18 protein-coding genes and 1 tRNA gene are annotated in these 17,185 nt (G+C 57.9%); 9 read left to right on the forward strand and 10 right to left on the reverse strand.

All coding sequences use genetic code 11. The features are described 5' to 3' along the window. The first annotated feature begins 5 nt into the window (after window positions 1–5). Window positions 6–812 carry a hypothetical protein gene (locus ADJ74_RS04355; protein WP_050342209.1) on the forward strand — a complete coding sequence of 269 codons (807 nt, stop codon included), beginning with the start codon at window positions 6–8 and terminating at the stop codon, window positions 810–812. 46 nt (window positions 813–858) lie between these two features. Here the strand turns inward: ADJ74_RS04355 and ADJ74_RS04360 are convergent, their stop codons facing one another. From ADJ74_RS04360 to ADJ74_RS04370, 3 genes are all read right to left on the reverse strand, one after another. Next, window positions 859–2,517, reverse strand: coding sequence for an RNA-binding domain-containing protein (locus ADJ74_RS04360; protein WP_084708958.1), 1,659 nt, complete (start codon window positions 2,515–2,517; stop codon window positions 859–861). Between the two features lie 224 nt (window positions 2,518–2,741). Then, the gene (locus ADJ74_RS04365; protein ID WP_050342212.1) at window positions 2,742–3,986 is read right to left on the reverse strand and encodes an NADP-dependent malic enzyme; all 1,245 of its coding nucleotides are present in this window, start codon (window positions 3,984–3,986) and stop codon (window positions 2,742–2,744) included. A gap of 127 nt (window positions 3,987–4,113) precedes the next feature. Beyond that, window positions 4,114–5,424, reverse strand: coding sequence for an LCP family protein (locus ADJ74_RS04370; RefSeq protein ID WP_050342214.1), 1,311 nt, complete (start codon window positions 5,422–5,424; stop codon window positions 4,114–4,116). A 376-nt stretch (window positions 5,425–5,800) separates the two neighbouring features. On the opposite strand from ADJ74_RS04370, the gene ADJ74_RS04375 reads away from it, so the two are divergent. The 3 genes from ADJ74_RS04375 (at window position 5,801) to ADJ74_RS04385 (ending at window position 8,025) form a co-directional block, all read left to right on the forward strand. Next, the gene (locus tag ADJ74_RS04375; protein WP_009753435.1) at window positions 5,801–6,304 is read left to right on the forward strand and encodes a CYTH domain-containing protein; all 504 of its coding nucleotides are present in this window, start codon (window positions 5,801–5,803) and stop codon (window positions 6,302–6,304) included. A 255-nt stretch (window positions 6,305–6,559) separates the two neighbouring features. Then, window positions 6,560–7,243, forward strand: coding sequence for an MgtC/SapB family protein (locus ADJ74_RS04380; protein WP_050342216.1), 684 nt, complete (start codon window positions 6,560–6,562; stop codon window positions 7,241–7,243). A 305-nt stretch (window positions 7,244–7,548) separates the two neighbouring features. After that, window positions 7,549–8,025, forward strand: a complete 477-nt coding sequence (locus tag ADJ74_RS04385) for a dCMP deaminase family protein (RefSeq protein WP_050342218.1) — start codon at window positions 7,549–7,551, stop codon at window positions 8,023–8,025. 61 nt (window positions 8,026–8,086) lie between these two features. Here the strand turns inward: ADJ74_RS04385 and ADJ74_RS04390 are convergent, their stop codons facing one another. Both ADJ74_RS04390 and ADJ74_RS04395 read right to left on the reverse strand, forming a co-directional pair. Next, window positions 8,087–8,596 carry a DUF3601 domain-containing protein gene (locus ADJ74_RS04390; protein WP_050342220.1) on the reverse strand — a complete coding sequence of 170 codons (510 nt, stop codon included), beginning with the start codon at window positions 8,594–8,596 and terminating at the stop codon, window positions 8,087–8,089. A 64-nt stretch (window positions 8,597–8,660) separates the two neighbouring features. After that, window positions 8,661–10,208: a DASS family sodium-coupled anion symporter gene (locus tag ADJ74_RS04395; RefSeq protein ID WP_050342222.1), complete on the reverse strand. Its 1,548-nt coding sequence runs from the start codon at window positions 10,206–10,208 to the stop codon at window positions 8,661–8,663. A gap of 173 nt (window positions 10,209–10,381) precedes the next feature. Between ADJ74_RS04395 and ADJ74_RS04400 the strand changes: the two genes are divergently transcribed. Beyond that, window positions 10,382–11,566, forward strand: a complete 1,185-nt coding sequence (locus tag ADJ74_RS04400) for an iron-containing alcohol dehydrogenase (protein ID WP_050342224.1) — start codon at window positions 10,382–10,384, stop codon at window positions 11,564–11,566. A 371-nt stretch (window positions 11,567–11,937) separates the two neighbouring features. Here the strand turns inward: ADJ74_RS04400 and ADJ74_RS04405 are convergent, their stop codons facing one another. From ADJ74_RS04405 to ADJ74_RS04415, 3 genes are all read right to left on the reverse strand, one after another. Further along, the gene (locus tag ADJ74_RS04405) at window positions 11,938–12,384 is read right to left on the reverse strand and encodes a metal-dependent hydrolase (protein WP_050342225.1); all 447 of its coding nucleotides are present in this window, start codon (window positions 12,382–12,384) and stop codon (window positions 11,938–11,940) included. Window positions 12,385–12,468: 84 nt separating this feature from the next. Then, window positions 12,469–12,906 (reverse strand): Rrf2 family transcriptional regulator, encoded by a 438-nt coding sequence (locus ADJ74_RS04410; RefSeq protein ID WP_172664508.1) that lies wholly within the window; start codon window positions 12,904–12,906, stop codon window positions 12,469–12,471. A gap of 229 nt (window positions 12,907–13,135) precedes the next feature. Continuing rightward, window positions 13,136–13,648, reverse strand: a complete 513-nt coding sequence (locus ADJ74_RS04415) for a hypothetical protein (protein WP_050342228.1) — start codon at window positions 13,646–13,648, stop codon at window positions 13,136–13,138. Window positions 13,649–13,900: 252 nt separating this feature from the next. Between ADJ74_RS04415 and ADJ74_RS04420 the strand changes: the two genes are divergently transcribed. The 4 genes from ADJ74_RS04420 to ADJ74_RS04435 all read left to right on the forward strand — a co-directional run bounded on the left by ADJ74_RS04420 (window position 13,901) and on the right by ADJ74_RS04435 (window position 15,720). Beyond that, window positions 13,901–14,116, forward strand: a complete 216-nt coding sequence (locus ADJ74_RS04420; protein WP_009753423.1) for a DUF1659 domain-containing protein — start codon at window positions 13,901–13,903, stop codon at window positions 14,114–14,116. 47 nt (window positions 14,117–14,163) lie between these two features. Continuing rightward, window positions 14,164–14,382, forward strand: coding sequence for a DUF2922 domain-containing protein (locus ADJ74_RS04425; protein ID WP_009753422.1), 219 nt, complete (start codon window positions 14,164–14,166; stop codon window positions 14,380–14,382). A gap of 387 nt (window positions 14,383–14,769) precedes the next feature. Beyond that, window positions 14,770–14,846, forward strand: a tRNA-Arg gene (locus ADJ74_RS04430). Window positions 14,847–14,907: 61 nt separating this feature from the next. After that, on the forward strand, window positions 14,908–15,720 hold the full coding sequence (locus tag ADJ74_RS04435) for an RsiV family protein (protein WP_050342230.1): 813 nt from the start codon (window positions 14,908–14,910) through the stop codon (window positions 15,718–15,720). A gap of 66 nt (window positions 15,721–15,786) precedes the next feature. Here the strand turns inward: ADJ74_RS04435 and ADJ74_RS04440 are convergent, their stop codons facing one another. Together ADJ74_RS04440 and ADJ74_RS04445 are read right to left on the reverse strand one after the other, a co-directional pair. After that, complete coding sequence (locus tag ADJ74_RS04440; RefSeq protein ID WP_170950741.1) at window positions 15,787–16,050, reverse strand: zinc ribbon domain-containing protein; 264 nt, start codon at window positions 16,048–16,050, stop codon at window positions 15,787–15,789. After that, complete coding sequence (locus ADJ74_RS04445) at window positions 16,031–17,185, reverse strand: DUF805 domain-containing protein (RefSeq protein WP_050342232.1); 1,155 nt, start codon at window positions 17,183–17,185, stop codon at window positions 16,031–16,033. Before ADJ74_RS04445 ends, ADJ74_RS04440 begins: the two co-directional genes overlap by 20 nt.

Here is a 17,185-nt window from a genome sequence, read left to right on the forward strand (position 1 = left end):
GTGATATGAAGCGTCGTTTCTGTCTTTCGGTGCTCGCTCTGTTCTGCTCCGTGCTGTCGGGCTGCGATTTTTTCGTCACGGAAAACAGCGATCCCGCTACGGCGGATGAGGTCGCTGCGATGGTGAATGGAAAATTTCATGCCTATGGGGCGCAGGTCGTGCCGGAGGGTGAGGAGACGCTGCGGGAAAAGCCGTTCCAGAGGAATCGTTATGCGCTCTATGATGCGGGGAACGGGATCCACTTTACCGCTGTGGCGGAGATTCGGCGCGCACAGTTCCCCTATCCCTTCCTTTACCGCGATACGGATGCCGCTGTGGCGTACGCGGAAGGCTATTTCGCTCATCTCTATCCTGCGGTGCATGCTGTCGCGGCTGATGTTCATCTCAGGGCGGCGTCCCCCGAGGAGGCGGCAGCGCTGCGCGAGAGTCATGTGATGCACGAGGGAGCGCCGCTTTTTGATCAGGGCGATTTTATCTTTCTTCATGAGGCACGCGGAGCGGATGCTATGGATCTGTGCCGTGCGCTGCACGCGCTCTATCGCCCGCAGGGCGACGATACACTCCTCACGGAGGCACATGGGCGCAGGATAACATTCTGCTGTTTGCCGGAGGGCACGGAGGAGCAGGCGCGCGCGGTGCCGATCATGACGTTCTATCTGCGGGCGGGAGAGGACTGGGCGCGGACGCTATACGAGAATCCGGGGCACGCGTCGGGGGAGAAGGATGCCGTACTCCTGGAGGAGCGGCTGGCAGAGTATTTTGAGGTGCGGCTGAAGGCGGCGAAGGCACACGTGAGAGAACATCAGAAATAAAATAAGGGACTGCTGTACGAAATTTTCAGCTTCGTGCAGCAGTCCCTTAAAGTATGGGCGGAGTGCGTACCCATTCGCCCTTTTGCGTGGAACCGATATGAATGAGAAGGCCTTTTTCTTTGAGCCGTCGTATGCGGTATTTGATCGTATTGGTATTCTGATTGAGGCGATTGGCGATCTCTCTCTGCGATAGGGACGGTTCGCTCGCGACGAGTTCCAAGATACTGCGCTCGATGGGATGCGGAATCTCTTGGGTGGGATTTTCCTGATCTTGGGTGGGATTTTCCTGATCTTGGGTGGGATTTTCCCGACCTTGGGTGGGATTTTCCCGACCTTGGGTGGGATTTTCCCGACCTTGGGTGGGATTTTCCTGATCTTGGGTGGGATTTTCCTGATCTTGGGTGGGATTTTCCCGACCTTGGGTGGGATTTTCCCGACCTTGGGTGGGATTTTCCCGACCTTGGGTGGGATTTTCCCGACCTTGGGTGGGATTTCCCTGATCTTTGGTGGGATGTTCCATGGCGTCAACCAGTGCTACATCTAAAGGAACCGTAATCCGAAAGATGTCATCCTCTCTCAGTTCCGGTGTCTCCCCGCTGTAGAACTTTGAGTAGTGATAGAGATTGCGCACACCCGAGCCGAGCTGATCGGCATAGCCGATGTTGCGGAAAAACGCTGCGATGATAGGATTCTTTGGATTCGGCTCCAAATTCATGGGGGTGAGAACACCGAGCTGCGCACAACGGTTTGCATTTTCGACATACATACGGCTGCGTTCAATGACGAATTTTGCCTGATAGCTGCTCGTATACTCGCGGTGAATGAGCGTATTTGCGATGATCTCCCGGGTGATGATGGTGCGCAGGCTTTTCCTCTGGTCATCTTCAAGATAGAATTTATCGGGCAGATATTTCTGAGCAAATGCCATGAGGCGCTCGTAGCTCTCGATCAGGTTGGTGCGGATGATCTCGCGGTCATCGTAGCGTTTCGTGTCAATGCGGCGCAGCAATGCGTCCGTGAGATATGCAGGCACCACGTCCGGTATCACATCATCCCGTCCGAGCAGCATAACAGCGGCGAGATTGTAGCCCTCCGCGCCGGTCACACGATCCTTTCCATAGAGACGGGCGCTCTTTAGAAGTTCCTCGTCGGTCATCGCCGTCCACGGGTGCTGACCGCCGCCGCTGTTGACCGCCATCGTCCGTAGTTTCGGCAGGAGGTCAAGGCGCAGATCCTCGATACTGACATAGGGATAGATTTTGCGCTCGGTAAAGATTTCCTGTTTTCGTATATACATCTGCGCGATTTGTGCCGTCGCTGTTACCTTGACATCGGCATCCTGTATGCGGTCGTAGATCACGCGCTTGTAGCTGTGTACCTCGGCGCTGGGCAGAATATGGATGTGGATGAGGGTCTTTCCCTCATGCATGATGATCTTCGGCATGAGGCATACCGTCGGAGAGAGAATGTCCGGATTGCTGATTTGGCTGATGAAATTCCGCACCATATCTGGGGCAGCTTTTTCCGCAACGCCCGCCACTGTACCATCGTCCAGAACGCCGAGGAAAATATCGCCGCCATAGCGGTTTAGAAAGGAGCAGACGGTTTCATAGACATCGCTCTCAATGCCGTTGCCGCAGCGTTTGAACTCCACGGCGATAGTTTCGCCGATCCGAAACACGGAGGTCAGTTCATTTGCATCCATTGATTGCTATACCCCTTTCCTTCCTATACTGATACTAGGTGAAATGGAAAAACTTGTCAAGTATACGAAAACCGCCGTCGAAGGATGAATGTCCTTCGATGGCGGTTTGTTATTGCAATCAGCAGCTGAATCGTACACCCTCATCCGCGCGTCAATCGTTTTTGACTGTTGCACCGATATCCTTTGTGTGAGTGCAGCAGTCCCTTATTTTTTCTATATATCGCTCAGCCGAGGGTGTGTCCGAGCAGCTCACGCGTGTGGGCGGCGACGGCGGACGGGGTGATGTCGGTGCGGCGTGCGACGCCCGTGTTGAGTGCCGCCTCGGCGACAGCAGCAGCGACGGTCGGTGCGACGCGCGGGTCGAGCGGGCTGGCGATGATGTTGGTCTCGTTCAGCTCGGACTCGTGGATGAGGGAGGCAATCGCGCCAGCGGCGGCGATTTTCATCTCCTCGTTGATTTCCTTTGCACGGACGTCCAGTGCACCGCGGAAGATGCCCGGGAAGGCGAGGAGGTTGTTGACCTGATTCGGGAAGTCAGAGCGTCCCGTGCAGACGATGCGTGCGCCTGCCGCCTTTGCCTCGTCGGGCAGGATCTCGGGGACGGGGTTCGCCATCGCCATGACGACGGGGTCCTTGCTCATGCTCTTGATCATCTCGGGGGTGAGGCTGCCGGGGGCGGAGACGCCGATGAAGATGTCCTTGCCCTTGATGACCTCGGCGAGCGTGCCCTGCTCTTTCTGATGGTTGGAGACTTTGGCGAGGCTCTCCTTGTACGGGTTCATGTTCTTTTCGCGGCCCTCGTAGATCGCGCCCGTCGTGTCGCAGAGGACGACGGTCTTGATGCCGTAGGCAAAGAGGAGGCGCGCGATCGCCTGTCCTGCCGCACCTGCACCGTTGATGACGATGTTCGCCGCCTTGAGGTCGCGCCCGAGGTACTTGTACGCGTTGAGGAGGGCGGAGACGACGACGATCGCCGTGCCGTGCTGGTCATCGTGGAAAACGGGGATGTCAAGGGTCTTTTTGAGCTCGTTCTCGATGTCAAAGCACTGCGGTGCCTTGATGTCCTCGAGGTTGATGCCGCCGTAGGTGGGGGCGATGAGCTGGCAGACTTTGACGACGTCCTCGACTTTTTCGCTGTTCACGCATACGGGAACGGAGTCGACACCCGCAAAGCCCTTGAAGAGAATCGCCTTGCCCTCCATGACGGGGAGGCCTGCGCCTGCGCCGATGTTGCCGAGACCGAGGACGGCGGTGCCGTTCGTGACGACGGCGACCATGTTGCCCTTGCTCGTGTAGTCGTAGATCTTCTCGGGTTCTGCCTTGATCGCGAGGCACGGTGCGGCGACGCCGGGCGTGTAGGCGCGGCTGAGGTCGTCGCGGGTCTTCAGCGGGACGGTCGGCGTGACGCCGAGCTTGCCGTGATGGCTCTTATGAAGGTCGAGTGATTCTGCATCAAATTTACTTCCCATAGTGCATTTTCCTTTCCTTGGGGATGTCCTCTCTATATGTCCTCTGCCGCCGTTTCTAGGGTGCCCCTTCCCCATCGGGGAGGCAAGAGGGCGTTATGCTTTGTGATTGGATCGGTGCAGCGATTTCTTAGTTTTCCTTGCCGGGGCTGCCGCCGCTGCGCTGCGGTACTGCGGTGTCGCCGCCGCTGTCGGCACTGCTGCTCTGGCGCGTGCTCGCGTGGCGGCTGTTGCTCCCGTTTCCACTTCCAGTGTCGGTGTCGGCCGATTTTTTCGGCGGGGATGTGTCGGTGCTCTGGGTTTTGCCGCTCTTGTCGCTGCTCTTCTGGTCGGTGGATTTACGCTCGGTCTTGCTGCTGTCCTCGGAGGAGGAGTGTTTGCGGCTCCGTGTGTCGAGTGCCTCGTCTCCGCTGACGCGGCGGCCGATGCTGTTGTCGCCCTCAGGCACCTCGGTGGCGCCGGCGGGGATGGAGTTCTCGTAGTCGCGGATGGCGCGCTGCATGCGGCTGCGCTCGTCCGCGTTCAGGCTGAGGCCGAGGGTGTTGACCATGTTGCGGCGCAGCTGCTCCATGTCGGGGATCCAGTAGCTGATGCCCTCGATGTAGAGCGGGCGTCCCGGCACCATGTCGGTGCGCAGGCCCTTTGCCTGTGCCTGTTTCAGTGTGCCGATGAACTCCAGCATCTGGCGGACGCTGAGGTCGGTCTTGACGCTGTCGATGACGCTCGAGATGATGCCCGGCAGGCGCGGCAGGATGGCGGGGGTGGTTACAGCGTCAACGCACGCGCGCATGAATTTCTGCTGGCGTTTGACGCGGCCGATGTCGCCCTCCTCGTCGCGGTAGCGGACGTAGGTGACGGCGGTCTTGCCGTCCATGTGCTGGCGTCCCGGGCGCAGGTCGATGACGAGGCCGCCGTCGTCGTCCCACGGATCCTCGTAGTACATGCGCTTTTCGACATCGATGTCGATGCCGCCGATGGCGTCGATGATCTTTTGGAAGGCGTGGGTGTTGATGATGACGTAGTGATCCATGCGGATGCCGAGGAAGTCCTCGACGGTGCGCTGGGTGAGTTTTTCGCCGCCGTAGGCGTATGCCGCGTTGATTTTGTCGTAGCCGTTTTTCGGGATGGCGACGCGCGTGTCACGCGGGATGGAGAGGAGCGAGGCCTCGTTCTTCTGCGGGTCGATGGTCGCGACCATGAGGGTGTCGCTGCGTCCGACGTCGTCGGAGCGCTCATCGATGCCCATGATCATGATGGTTGCCTTGTCCTTGGCGGTGAGCAGCTCGTCCTTCGGCGTCTCCTTGGCGCGGTCGAGCAGGCTGCTCTGGGCAAAGAAGACGCCTGCGAGCGCCGCAAGGACGAAGATGAGGATCGTGCCGAGCACGATGTAGGGCCATCGTTTCTTTTTCGCCGTTGGTCTCTTCGGTGGTAGTGTCGTCAATGCAGAATCTGTCCTTTCCTCCCCCATCGCAGGAGGGCGCGTGTATTCCGCGCCGTGCGGTTGCGCTTCGCGTGCGTGTGGATTATACTGTAGAAATCACAGGGATGGTACATATCTACTCAGTATCACATAATATATAGCAAACGCGGCGAATATGCAAGGGATTGTTCCTTGGAAAATGGCGGAAATCTGCTGTTTTTGCCGGCGCTAGGCGGCAGGATGGGGCTGTATTCATTGTTCCATTCGGTTTAATCGCAAAAAACATGCAGCCTGCGCTACTTTTTCCATGGTCGGATGAAATGCCGATTCGTGCCGAGAAAATTATTTTGCCGCATCATTTTTGAAAGAAAATCTACTATAATGTAGGAGGGAAAATATGGGCGTTGAGATCGAGCGCAAGTTTACGGTGCGGGTGGACTTCTGCCCACAGGGTGCGGGGACGGAGATGGCGCAGGGCTATCTCTCGCGCGATCCGCAGCGGACGGTGCGCGTGCGTCTTGCCGGCGGGCGCGGCTATCTGACGGTCAAGGGGGAGACGCGCGGGATGGTGCGCGCGGAGTATGAGTATGAGATCCCCCCGACGGATGCGCGGGCGATGCTCGCGCTCTGCGATCCGCCGCTCGTGGAGAAGACGCGCTATGTCGTGGATGTCGCAGGGCGCCGATGGGAGGTCGATGTCTTTCATGGGGCGAACGATGGTCTCGTCGTCGCCGAGGTGGAGCTGCCGTCGGAGACGGCGGAGGTCACGCTGCCTGCGTGGGTGAAACGCGAGGTGACGGGGGAAAAACGCTACTACAATTCGTCACTGATTGTGCACCCTTATCACTCTTGGACGGCGGAGGAGAAGTCCGGATATCCACGTGTCCCTGTGGAAAAGTAGCTCCGATTCTGCTACAAAATATGGAAAATGTCAGCCGATCAACTCCCATATATGGGGTTATCCACTGATTTATCCACGTTATCCACAGAAATCGGAGGATCGTTCGTAAAAATTATGCACATTGTGTAAAGATGTGTGGATAAAGGCAGTTGGGGGCTTTTGAACAATTTTATCCACAGAGTTTTACACAGTTGGGGATAACTTATGGAAAAGGTCGTATACGATATATTCTGTTTATTTTAGGAGGAAGATTTGATGGCGGAGTGGGAGGTATGTCTGCGGCTCGTGCTTTCGTGTGTGATGGGCGGGATCATCGGCTATGAGCGGCAGATGCGGAACAAGTCGGCGGGGCTGCGGACGAATATGCTCGTTGCGCTCGGCTCATGCCTCATCATGATTATGTCGCAGGCGCTCTATGACAATGTGGAGGGCAAGACGAATGCCGACCCCGCGCGTCTCGCGGCGCAGGTGGTCTCAGGTATCGGTTTTCTCGGTGCGGGCGCGATCATGAAGGAGGGGCTGACGGTCACAGGACTGACGACGGCGGCGACGCTCTGGGTGGTCGCGGGGGTCGGGCTTGCGGTCGGCGCGGGGTTTTACCTCGGCGCGAGCGTGACGACCGCGATTGTGTTCCTCATCCTCGGGAATCTCTCACGGCTCGATGCATGGGTCGATCATGAACGTCTGCTCTCTCTCTCCATCCACACGATTGATCGTCCCGGGCAGATCATGCGCGTCAGTGCCTGCATTGAGGATCTCCATCTGCGCTCACGCGGGATGAAGGTCAGGACGGACGAGGACGAGGCGGAGACAGAGACGGGCGGAGAGCGGCGCATCTACCTGACCTTTGAGGTCTACAACCGTGAGAACATCAAGCCGTCCTTCATCGCCGATGCCCTGCGGCAGGTGGACGGCGTGCTGCGCGTCGACGTCGTGTGAGCCTCGTGCTTGACGAAATTGGCGAATTGAAGTAGAATAGACATAGAAAAGGGCACTGCCGCTCAGCGGTTGCCCCCTTATACATGCGAGATACCCCGCCTGTTGTTTGGAGACGCAAGGCGGGGCTTTCTCATTTATCGTTTAACGGATAAAACTAATACGGTGAACACAACGAGAAACGTTAAGAACTCGTAGGTCTCCATATCAATCCCCCCTTTCGGGGGCTGAGTTACCACTGCGCCTATCAGTGCCTGCTGTGATTATAGCAAACAAATGTATGCCATGCAATACAGGGAGGAATCGTCATGATCATCTCGTGGGATGAGTATTTTATGGGCGTGGCGCTCTTTTCCGCCTATCGCAGCAAGGACCCGCATACGCAGGTCGGCGCCTGCATCGTCAACGAGGACAAGCATATCGTCGGCGTCGGCTACAACGGGATGCCGAACGGCTGCGACGACCATGAGTATCCATGGGGACGGACGGGGGAGTTCGCCGAGCAAAAGTACCCCTATGTCGTGCACGCAGAGCTGAATGCCATTCTCAACGCAAGCACGTCATTGAAAGGCTGTCGTATCTACACATCACTGTTCCCGTGCAACGAATGCTGCAAGGCGATCATCCAGAGCGGTATCCGTGAGGTCATCTACCTCTCGGACAAGTACGCCGGGACGGACAGCACGAAGGCCTCAAAGCGGATGCTCGCCTCGGCGAACGTCACCTGCCGCCGCATGGAGACGGAGCTGACGGAGGTGCCGGTTCGCTTTACGCCGGAGGAGTAAGTCGTTCCCTTGTACAAAAAGAGCCGCATGGCGGCTCTTTTTGTATGCGGCGCTGCGGCGGTCATTCTCTCGGGAGAAGCAGCTCAAAATATTCCTCCGTATGACAGCAGATGTCCTCTTCGGCAGGGAGCTCTTCATGTGTGAGTTCTCCTTTGCGGTCAGAGACGGAGATTTTGATGCTCGCGTAGGGGATATGGAGATACATGCGGGTGATCTCTTTGCCGTCACTTGTGAGAAAGAGGGTATAGACGCCTTCATAGGGGAGGAAGAAGGCTGATGCGAAATCATACGTCTCTCCCGCATGAAACGTCTGCCCGCCGTGGTCGACGAAGTCCCGTCGGATACGAAAACGGTCTCCTGCCTGTATGTGTCCGAAGGAAAATATCTGATTGTCGGCACTCTGCACCGTACGGTAGAACGCATAGGGGGACAGTTCTTCCTTCTTCTGCCGGAGATATGCAGCATGCGCCTCCTGTTTGTGCCGTTGTCTTACACTGTAGAGATAGGCGGCAAGAAAGAACGAGCCGAAGAGGATGGCGGCGATGATGGAAAAGAAGAGAAAGGGGGTCATGTTTCCTCACATGCATGGAAAAGGAGCTGCACAGCAGCTCCTTTTTTGTTCCGTTGTATCGATGTTACCCGACGAGCCATACCACGAAGTAGAGCACGAGCGGGATGGTCACGCAGAAGATGCCGATAAAGTCGATGTAGACACCGGTCTTGATCATCTTTGTGATGGGGATATAGCCCGACGCATAGACAATCGCGTTCGGCGGTGTGGACACCGGCAGCATGAAGCCGAGTGACGAGGAGAGGGCGATACCGATCGCAACGTGGATCGGGCTGAACCCTGCCGACATCGCCGCCGTAATGGCGAGCGGGCCGATCATGTTCGTCGCTGCCGTGTGGCTGGTGAGCTCGGAGAGGAGCAGTGCCATCACACAGAAGATCGCGACGAGGGCGAACTCGGACGGCTCGCCGCCGAGCATCCCGACAATGCGGTCGCCGACCCACTGAGAGAGGCCCGTCTTATACATCATGCCGCCCATCGCGAGGCCGCCGCCGAAGAGGATGAGCGTGCCCCACTCGATGCCCTGCACGGCCGATTTCCACTCGAGTGTGAACTTGCGCTCCTTGAAGTTGATCGGCAGGAGGAAGAGGAGCAGCGCGCCTGCCATTGCCGCGACCGCCTCAGGGAAGAGGTGGTTGTACATCTTGAGGAGGGGGGAGGTGCTGCCGAGCGTCATCGAGAGAATACCCGGGAACACCCAGAGGAAGACGGCGACGAGGAAGCAGAAGAGCGTGTTCTTCTGGGCGCGCGTCCAGCTGCCGAGCTCCGCGACACGCGCGCGGATGAACTCCTCTGCGCCGTCGATGCGCTCGACATCGGGCGGGAACATACGGATGAGAACCACATAAGCGATGATGAAGTACGCCACCATCGCAATGACGCCCCATGTCATCCATTCAAAGAAGGAGATGTGGATATTTGCCATCTGATCGAGGAAGCCGAGCATGATGATGTTCGGCGGGGTGCCGATCGGTGTCAGAACGCCGCCGATCGAGCAGGCATACGCGGTCATGAGCATCAGCCCGGTCGCGTACTTGTAGTCATGCAGGTCGATTACCTTGCCGTTCGCGGCCATCATCTCCTTGACGGCGGCGAGCAGGCCGAGGGCGATCGGGAACATCATCGCGGCCGTCGCCGTGTTGCTCACCCAGCCGGAGCAGAGCGCTGCGGCAAGACCGATCGCGAGAAAGATGCGGCGTGGATTCGAGCCGACCCACGAGCGCGAGAGCAGCCAGTAGGCAAATCGCTTGTCGAGCCCGTGATCCATCATCGCCTTTGCGAGGATGAATCCACCCATGAAGAGGAAGATCATCGGATTGGCGAACGCCGCATAGGCATCCTTTGCCGGGACCACACCTGTCACGACGGCGAGCGTCGGTCCGATGAGGGACGTGACGGGGATGGGCACGGGCTCCGTGATCCACCAGAGTGCCACCAGAACCATGATGGCGAGCAGCTTGTGGGATGCGAGCGTGAGTCCGTCGATCGGCGTCAGGAGCACCAGAATCGCGAGGATTGGCGCGCCAAACAAGCCGACGAGACGACGCGTGCGATCAAATTTCTGCTCAGCCTCATGTATCTGTTGGGCTTCTTTGCTTTGATCTCCACTCATTTTTTCAGCCTCCTTACCGGAAGTAATGATAATTTCTATGTGTATTTTATTATACGAAATTTTGAAGTCTTTTTGCAACACTTTTCTTCACACCTATATGATTTTTTCCTGATTATTCTGCTATAATAAAGAAGGATACGGTATGTTTCGTTCCAAATTAAAGGAGGAGTTTCATGCAGAGCTTTACCTATCATTGTCCGACGGAGATCATCTTCGGGCGGGGGGCGGAGGATGCCGTTCCCGCAAAATTGCGTGCGGCGGGGGCGCGCCGCGTGCTCATTCTCCACGGCGGCGGCAGTGCGGAGCGCTCGGGGCTGCTCTCGCGCATCGAGATGAATCTGACCTCGGCGGGGCTGGCGTTCCTCGTTATGGGCGGCGTACAGCCGAACCCGCGTGTTTCGTTCGTTCGTGAGGCGATCCGCGAGGGGCTCACAGCGGATGTGAACTTCATCCTTGCCATCGGCGGCGGGAGCGTGATCGACTCGGCGAAGGCAGTCGCCCACGGCATCGCAAATCCTGATGTGGACATCTGGGATATCTGGACGAAAAAGGCAGAGCTGACGCGCACGATGCCCGTCGCGTCTGTGCTCACCATCCCAGCTGCGGGCAGTGAGACGAGTGACTCCGCCGTGCTGACGAATGAGGATACGGGGCAGAAAGTAGGGCTGAATTCGCCGCTCAACCGCCCCGTCTTTGCCTTCATGAACCCGACGCTCGCCTTTACCCTGCCGCGTGAGCAGATCGCCGCGGGGGCATCGGATATCATGATGCACACGATGGAGCGGTTCTTTACGGATGTCAAGGAGCCGAACGTCTTCACCGACCGCGTGGCGATTGATCTCCTGCGCACCGTGATGGAGTCCGTGCGCCGCCTCCTCGTCTCGCGCAAAGACTATGATGCGATGAGTGAGCTCATGTACTGCGGCAGCGTATCGCACAGTGACCTGACAGGGCTTGGACGTGGTAAGGATTTCTCCGTACACAAGCTGAGCCATCCGCTTTCTGCACACTACGATGCAACGCATGGCCGTGCGCTCACCGCGCTCTGGGGATCGTGGGCGCGGTTTGCCTATCCCTACGACCCGGCGCGCTTTGCCCAGTTCGCCGCCGATCTCTTTGGTATTGATGCGGGCACGGATGAGGAGCGGGCGCGCGCGGGCATCCGTCACATGGAGGAGTTCTTCACCTCCATCGGGATGCCGACGAGCATCGGCGGGCTGGGGATAGGCACCCTCTCGGCGGGGACGATCGAGCAGCTCGCAGACGATGCAACGCAGGAGGACCACATCCGCATCGGCGTATTCCATCCGCTCACACGCGCCGACGCCATCGCCATCTACACGGCGGCGAATCACTAAGCCATCAGCAAAAGACCTGTCCGACGAAGCGATTCGGCTTCATCGGACAGGTATTTTTGGAAGATATGTTTGCTATCTTTGCTTATATATGTTATATTGAGAATGAAACGTCCTTGGGCGGGAGAAATCCCGTGGCGGTGTCTTTCCCCCCGAAAGGGGGTGAGTGAGATGTCTGAGATCGGTGCGATTCTTTTCTTAGTCGTTGCCACAGGCTACATACTCGCGATAACCCAAAAGAAATAACCGCCCATTCTGACCAGTGAACGGTTATTTGAAAAATAATTAGTGAACTTGGAAAGATGCCGTCAAAGGACGTTTCTTTCTATGGTCATTATAGCAAATCCATCCATGTTTTGCAACACCTCGTTTTATCAGCGATTCCCTAGAAAACAACTTCCTGCATAGACAATGGCAATACATAGAGCTGTGAATAGATATTCCCGCAGCGAGCCGACGGTAAAGAGGCGTATCCCGATTTTCTGCGTCGGGAGGACGGCGGGCACCTTGCCGCAGACCGCGTCCTCCGCGATGTGGAGGAGTGCACCGAGGAATACCCATAGGAGTACTGTGAGGAACATCCTGCTCCCGATGTACGTCTCGCTGTGGAGGAGCGCACCGATGAGGGCGAGATAGAGCATCGGCCAATGCGACCAGCCGCGGTGACGGCTGCGCCATGTACGCCATCCGACACTGCCGGGGGTGCCCTCCACCTTGTCCGGCAGGACGGCGCCGACGCATGCCGCCGCCGCCGCGAGCGGATCGGCACTCACCGCGTAGGCAATCGTGCCCGTGAGTGCAACATGCGATACCCATGTCATGTGGCGTACTTCCTCCTCTGAAGATGGGGACGGCCATCCATATTTATAATAGCGGATATTATATATACAATGACCAATAAATAACTATATATTTGCCTTTTCCCGTGCCTCTTTGACAACGTCGGCGAGGGTAATCTCCTCCATTTCCTTCTCCATGGCGTCTTGGATGTCCATGAGACGGTGGTCGAGTACATCGTGGATGTGGCTGCCGACGGGGCAGGCGGGGTTTGGGTTCTCATGGAAGCTGAAGAGGGACTGACCGCTGATGCTCTCTACGGCACGGAAGATGTCGGCGAGCGTGATGTCCGTGAGTTCCTTGGCGATGTGTGCGCCGCCCTCGCGTCCGCGTGCGACGGTGATGAGCCCCGCGCGGCGGAGCTGACCGAGGATGCGACGGATGACGACGGGATGTACGCCGATGCTCCCCGCGAGCGATTCGCTCGTCGCGGGCTCGTGTTTGCCGAAGAGATCGACACAGATGAGGATGTGGACGGCGATGGTGAAGCGGCTTGAAATCTGCATATTGTACCCTCCGTTGTTCGATATTCGTATCATACAATGGATGGAGGGGAAATGCAAGGAGCTTTCTAGGGAATCACTGATGAAATGAAGCCCGTCAGATTGGCGTAGTTTTTTCGTCCGAACAAGGTGGAAAACCGGACGCAGAGTGGTGCTCTGTGGAGGATTTTCCGCCGAAGTACGGGCAAAAAAGATGCGTCAAGATGATGGTGCTGAATTTATCAGTGATTCCCTAAGCCAAGTCCTCGGCAAAGCGGAGCTGGCGCCGCACGTCGTTGAGCAGTTTGAAGTGGACGGCACGCCCCTCGTGTACGAGCCGCTCGACGGTGGGCGAGGTCCACAGGCTGTGGATGATGTCGCCGTTCTGCAGGGCGATGTCGCTCCCCATGCCGCGCCGCCGCAGGACGAGGGCGGCGTATGCCGTGTTGACGTAGCCGATGCCGCCGCGCCGCATGTTGTACATCTTGACGGGGGTGAGGACGCAGCCATGCAGGATGGGGAGGATGATGTTGCGCCGCCGTGCCATGAGACGGGCGGCGTTGCGTCGGATGAGGCGGAGTGCCTTGTCCTCGCGCTCGGCGAGACAGGCGAGCACGTGCTCCGGTGTGGCGCCGAGCATCAGGCTGCTCCCGTGCGCGCAGATCACGGCAGTGCGCGTCGCGTCCTCCTGTGCCGGAATGAGGGCGAGGATGTCCGCCGGAGCGGGCAGGCGCTGCATCAGGCATTCTCTTTTCGTACGATTCATAGTGGATCTCCTTTGTTTGGGGGAATCACGGCAAAATGCTGTGACTCCATGACTCCTGCCTGCCGCTGGCGGGGCGCACAGGCACGGGACACGATTCTGGATCTCCTGTTCCTTTCTGAATGCTATTATAGAGAAAATATGTTCGTATGTAAAGAAAATTTTGCGTGGAGGCTCTTCTTTTTTTTCGCCGCAGCAGGTATTTGGGTGTAAGCAGCTTACAGCGGACGAACAAAACGGAAAGGAGTGACATCTATGGCACGCAAAGAAGCAGCGAGCAAGCTCACGCTGAAGGTGATTACGGGGGTCGGCGCAGACGGCAAGAACCTCTATAAGAACCGCACGATCGCAGGGCTTGCGCCTGTGCTCACGGATGCGGATGCGCTCGCGGTCGGACGCGGGTTCGCGAATCTGCAGAAGCACGGGCTCGATCAGGTGATGCGCACGGATACGGCTGTCCTGACGGACTGAGCCCCCGCGCGGCAGATGATGTGAGGACATAGAAAGGAGGTACGACCATGTCGACGAAGAAACAGCTTCGCATGACGCTGGCACTCTCGACGGGCAAGAACCACACGGTCAGTCTGATGGATCCGAAGGATGATCTGACGAAGGCGGCGGTGGAGACCTGCCTGCAGGATGTCATCGCAAAGAAGGCGATCATGCTCGGTGAGGCATACCCTGTCTCCATTAAGGACATCAGTGTACAGACGGTAGACAGCGCTCAGCTTGCCTGAGTACTGCATCTGCAGGACATGATGAGGGACACTGGACGAAGCGAAATGTTTCGTCCAGTGTCCCTTTTTGTGCTCTGTCGCCACTTCCCCCGCACGGCGGGGGAAGCTAATGTACTGTAGTCACAAGTCTCCCCCGTGCGGCACGGGGAGCGGTCAACGTCAGCCAATCACACATCGCTGTCGCTCGTGTTCTTGGGACGTTTTCCCATACGACCTGTTACCCAATCAGCTTCGTCCTGTGGACTTGCTTCTTGGACAGGTCAGCAAGGGGGGCCGCGAAGCGGGGGTGGGGGCTCCTGCTGCGAGATATGTGACGCTTTGGTAAAGAACTGAGACGTGGAACGGCTTGCACTTTTCGCGTGTTTTTGGTAAACTCTAGTAGTTCCTGCGGTTGTAGCTCAGATGGATAGAGCATCTGCCTCCTAAGCAGAGGGTCGCGCGTTCGACTCGCGCCAATCGCACCATGAAAGCAGACAAGACTTCTCATCGTGAGGAGTCTTTTCTATACATAAGGAGTGATATGCGATGAAAAAGACTATGATGGCGGCACTGGCGGCGATGTTCGTACTCGGCGGTGTCTCGGCTGTTCAGGCAGCGGATACGGAGACGGTGACGGAGGCAGAGCTGCAGGAGATTGCCAAGATGGATGTGGAGAGCGCGGAGCCGAAACTTTTTCCATGGCTGCGTGTGGAGGATCATCGCAGAGCACTGCGTATGAATGGCCGCGTCATTGCGTGGACGAGCTATCCTGAGATCGTCGTTATTGGAGATGACTATCCCGTGCTGCAGCACGCGCTGCGGGACTGGAGTGATGAGCAGAAGCGCCGCAGTGAGGATGAAACTGAAAATATGGAGAATGCAGTGCGCGCATTTGTACCCTCCGAACCGTTCTATGATTCGGTTGTGGTGGATCACTGGGGGCGGGTTGATGAGCAGGTCGTCAGCTTTGCGCTCTCCAGCGGCACCTATGACGGCGGTGCCCACCCTCAGCATGGGATCACGGGAGTGACGCTGAGTACGGAGACGGGGGAGCCGGTTTCCATTGATGCGGTGATTACGAGCCGTGATGTGCTTCTGCTTGCATTGGCGGATGCCTTCTGCAAGCAGTATCCGGGACGTGAGCAGGATCTCTTTTCACATGATATTGACGAGACACTGAATGACTATCATGATGGCGGTGACTGGCAGAAGTATATCGACTGGATGCTCGATGCGAACAATGATCTCCATGTGTTCTACAATCCGTATGATATTGCCCCGTACTCTGCGGGCGGGTTTGAGCTGACGCTGCGGCATGATGTGTATCCTGAGGTGTATCGCCGTGATCTGACAGAGTAGAGCCCGTATCATCCAATAGACAAGCCCCTCGGCTGCATGCCGAGGGGCTTTCTGTATGTGGCCTTGTTACTTCTTCCCGAATCCGAAGAGCGACTTTAGCTTGCTGCCGATGCCCTCTGTGGGCGGTGCATCCGTGTCGGGCACGTCGTCGTAGAGGTCGGAGTTCACGACCTTCGCCGGGGGCGCGTCGTTGCGGCTCTCTGTGTCATCGTCGCCGAGGGAGAAGCCCGCGCCGTAGTTCGGCGAGAATCCCGAGATGATGGGGATGCCGCAGTGCGGGCAGGCAGTGGCGGTGGAGGGGACGAATTTTTCACATTTTGGGCAGTACATCATGGACCTCGCTTTCGTCGGATGATTCCCTTCTATAGGATATATCGTCATTTGCGAGCAGTCGGATAATACCGATGAACGAGAGGATGCCGCAGAGTGTCCAGAGGAGGATGCTCGGCACGCCGATCATGCTGTCCACTGCCGACTGGAGCGCGCCGTCCGTGACAGTGCTGCCCTCCATCAGAACCTCGTAGGAGAAAAGTCGGGCAAACGGCAGCGGTGTGATGAGGGGTGGGAGCAGTACGGCGAAGGGGAGGAACGCCTCATAGGGGGAATGTCCCAGCGTGCGCAGGCGCTGCCGTACGAGCGGCAGGAGGGGGAGCGGAAAGAGTACGAAGGGGAGGACAAAGAGAATGATGATGACCGTGGCAAGGATCCGCGCTGCCTCCGGAATCGCCGCGACAAGGATCATGAACACGCCGGCCATGGACTGCAGGATGAGCTGTGCCGCCGGCGGGAGGACAAGCCCCAGCACGAGGAGGAGGAGGAGGCTGCGGCGGATGAACGCCGTGCGCGTCACCGTCCCCGCACAGGAGAAATACGCTGCGCGCGTGGGCGGCAGTACCTCCTCGACGGGTGGATCGCCCCAGCGGTTCGCCTCGGGTTTTCCCTTTTTGAGGAAGAGCCAGCCGAGCCAGCAGGCGAGCGGGAGAAAGAGGAGGAAGAAGAGGAGCAGAGCGATGCCCATGCTCGCGGCGACGGCGGAGGCGAATGCCTCCGTTGTTCCGTTCCAGAGGGGAAAAGACGGCCCTATCATCTCGTTGAGGATGCCGATGAAGATGCATACGGGCAGGAGCATGAGGAGGAGGACGGGGACGCAGAGGAGGAGCATGGGCGCCGCCCAGCCGCCGCCGTGTCCCAGATCGTGCAGACGCCGTACGACGGCGGGGATGGCGAGCGGCGGGATGAGTGCGTAGAGGAGGAGGTTGAGCCCGAGAAACGCCGCGATGTAGACGGTGAAGAAGACCTCTGTCGAATCACGGAAAAAGCCCACCGCAGCGGATGCGGTGAGCGGGAAGAGGAGATAGCAGAGCGCGAGCATGGCAAAGAAGACGCCGCCGCTGATGACGCCGAGCGTCAGAGCGAAGTCGCGCCGCGTGAGCCTGCCCGTGCGAGAAAAGAGTGCGTGATTCAT

The organism is Selenomonas sp. oral taxon 478 (assembly GCF_001189555.1).
In the GTDB taxonomy this organism is placed as follows: Bacteria; Bacillota; Negativicutes; order Selenomonadales; family Selenomonadaceae; genus Centipeda; species Centipeda felix.

Excerpts from the sequence above, each read along its gene's own strand:
- ADJ74_RS04355 (WP_050342209.1), top strand. The coding sequence starts at position 6 with ATGAAGCGTCGTTTCTGTCTTTCGGTGCTCGCTCTGTTCTGCTCCGTG.
- ADJ74_RS04390 (WP_050342220.1), bottom strand. The coding sequence starts at position 8,596 with ATGACCCCCTTTCTCTTCTTTTCCATCATCGCCGCCATCCTCTTCGGC.
- ADJ74_RS04395 (WP_050342222.1), bottom strand. The coding sequence starts at position 10,208 with ATGAGTGGAGATCAAAGCAAAGAAGCCCAACAGATACATGAGGCTGAG.
- ADJ74_RS04405 (WP_050342225.1), bottom strand. The coding sequence starts at position 12,384 with ATGACATGGGTATCGCATGTTGCACTCACGGGCACGATTGCCTACGCG.
- ADJ74_RS04445 (WP_050342232.1), bottom strand. The coding sequence starts at position 17,185 with ATGAATCACGCACTCTTTTCTCGCACGGGCAGGCTCACGCGGCGCGAC.
- ADJ74_RS04375 (WP_009753435.1), top strand. The coding sequence starts at position 5,801 with ATGGGCGTTGAGATCGAGCGCAAGTTTACGGTGCGGGTGGACTTCTGC.
- ADJ74_RS04360 (WP_084708958.1), bottom strand. The coding sequence starts at position 2,517 with ATGGATGCAAATGAACTGACCTCCGTGTTTCGGATCGGCGAAACTATC.
- ADJ74_RS04420 (WP_009753423.1), top strand. The coding sequence starts at position 13,901 with ATGGCACGCAAAGAAGCAGCGAGCAAGCTCACGCTGAAGGTGATTACG.
- ADJ74_RS04385 (WP_050342218.1), top strand. The coding sequence starts at position 7,549 with ATGATCATCTCGTGGGATGAGTATTTTATGGGCGTGGCGCTCTTTTCC.
- ADJ74_RS04425 (WP_009753422.1), top strand. The coding sequence starts at position 14,164 with ATGTCGACGAAGAAACAGCTTCGCATGACGCTGGCACTCTCGACGGGC.
- ADJ74_RS04415 (WP_050342228.1), bottom strand. The coding sequence starts at position 13,648 with ATGAATCGTACGAAAAGAGAATGCCTGATGCAGCGCCTGCCCGCTCCG.
- ADJ74_RS04380 (WP_050342216.1), top strand. The coding sequence starts at position 6,560 with ATGGCGGAGTGGGAGGTATGTCTGCGGCTCGTGCTTTCGTGTGTGATG.
- ADJ74_RS04400 (WP_050342224.1), top strand. The coding sequence starts at position 10,382 with ATGCAGAGCTTTACCTATCATTGTCCGACGGAGATCATCTTCGGGCGG.
- ADJ74_RS04365 (WP_050342212.1), bottom strand. The coding sequence starts at position 3,986 with ATGGGAAGTAAATTTGATGCAGAATCACTCGACCTTCATAAGAGCCAT.
- ADJ74_RS04435 (WP_050342230.1), top strand. The coding sequence starts at position 14,908 with ATGAAAAAGACTATGATGGCGGCACTGGCGGCGATGTTCGTACTCGGC.
- ADJ74_RS04410 (WP_172664508.1), bottom strand. The coding sequence starts at position 12,906 with ATGCAGATTTCAAGCCGCTTCACCATCGCCGTCCACATCCTCATCTGT.
- ADJ74_RS04440 (WP_170950741.1), bottom strand. The coding sequence starts at position 16,050 with ATGTACTGCCCAAAATGTGAAAAATTCGTCCCCTCCACCGCCACTGCC.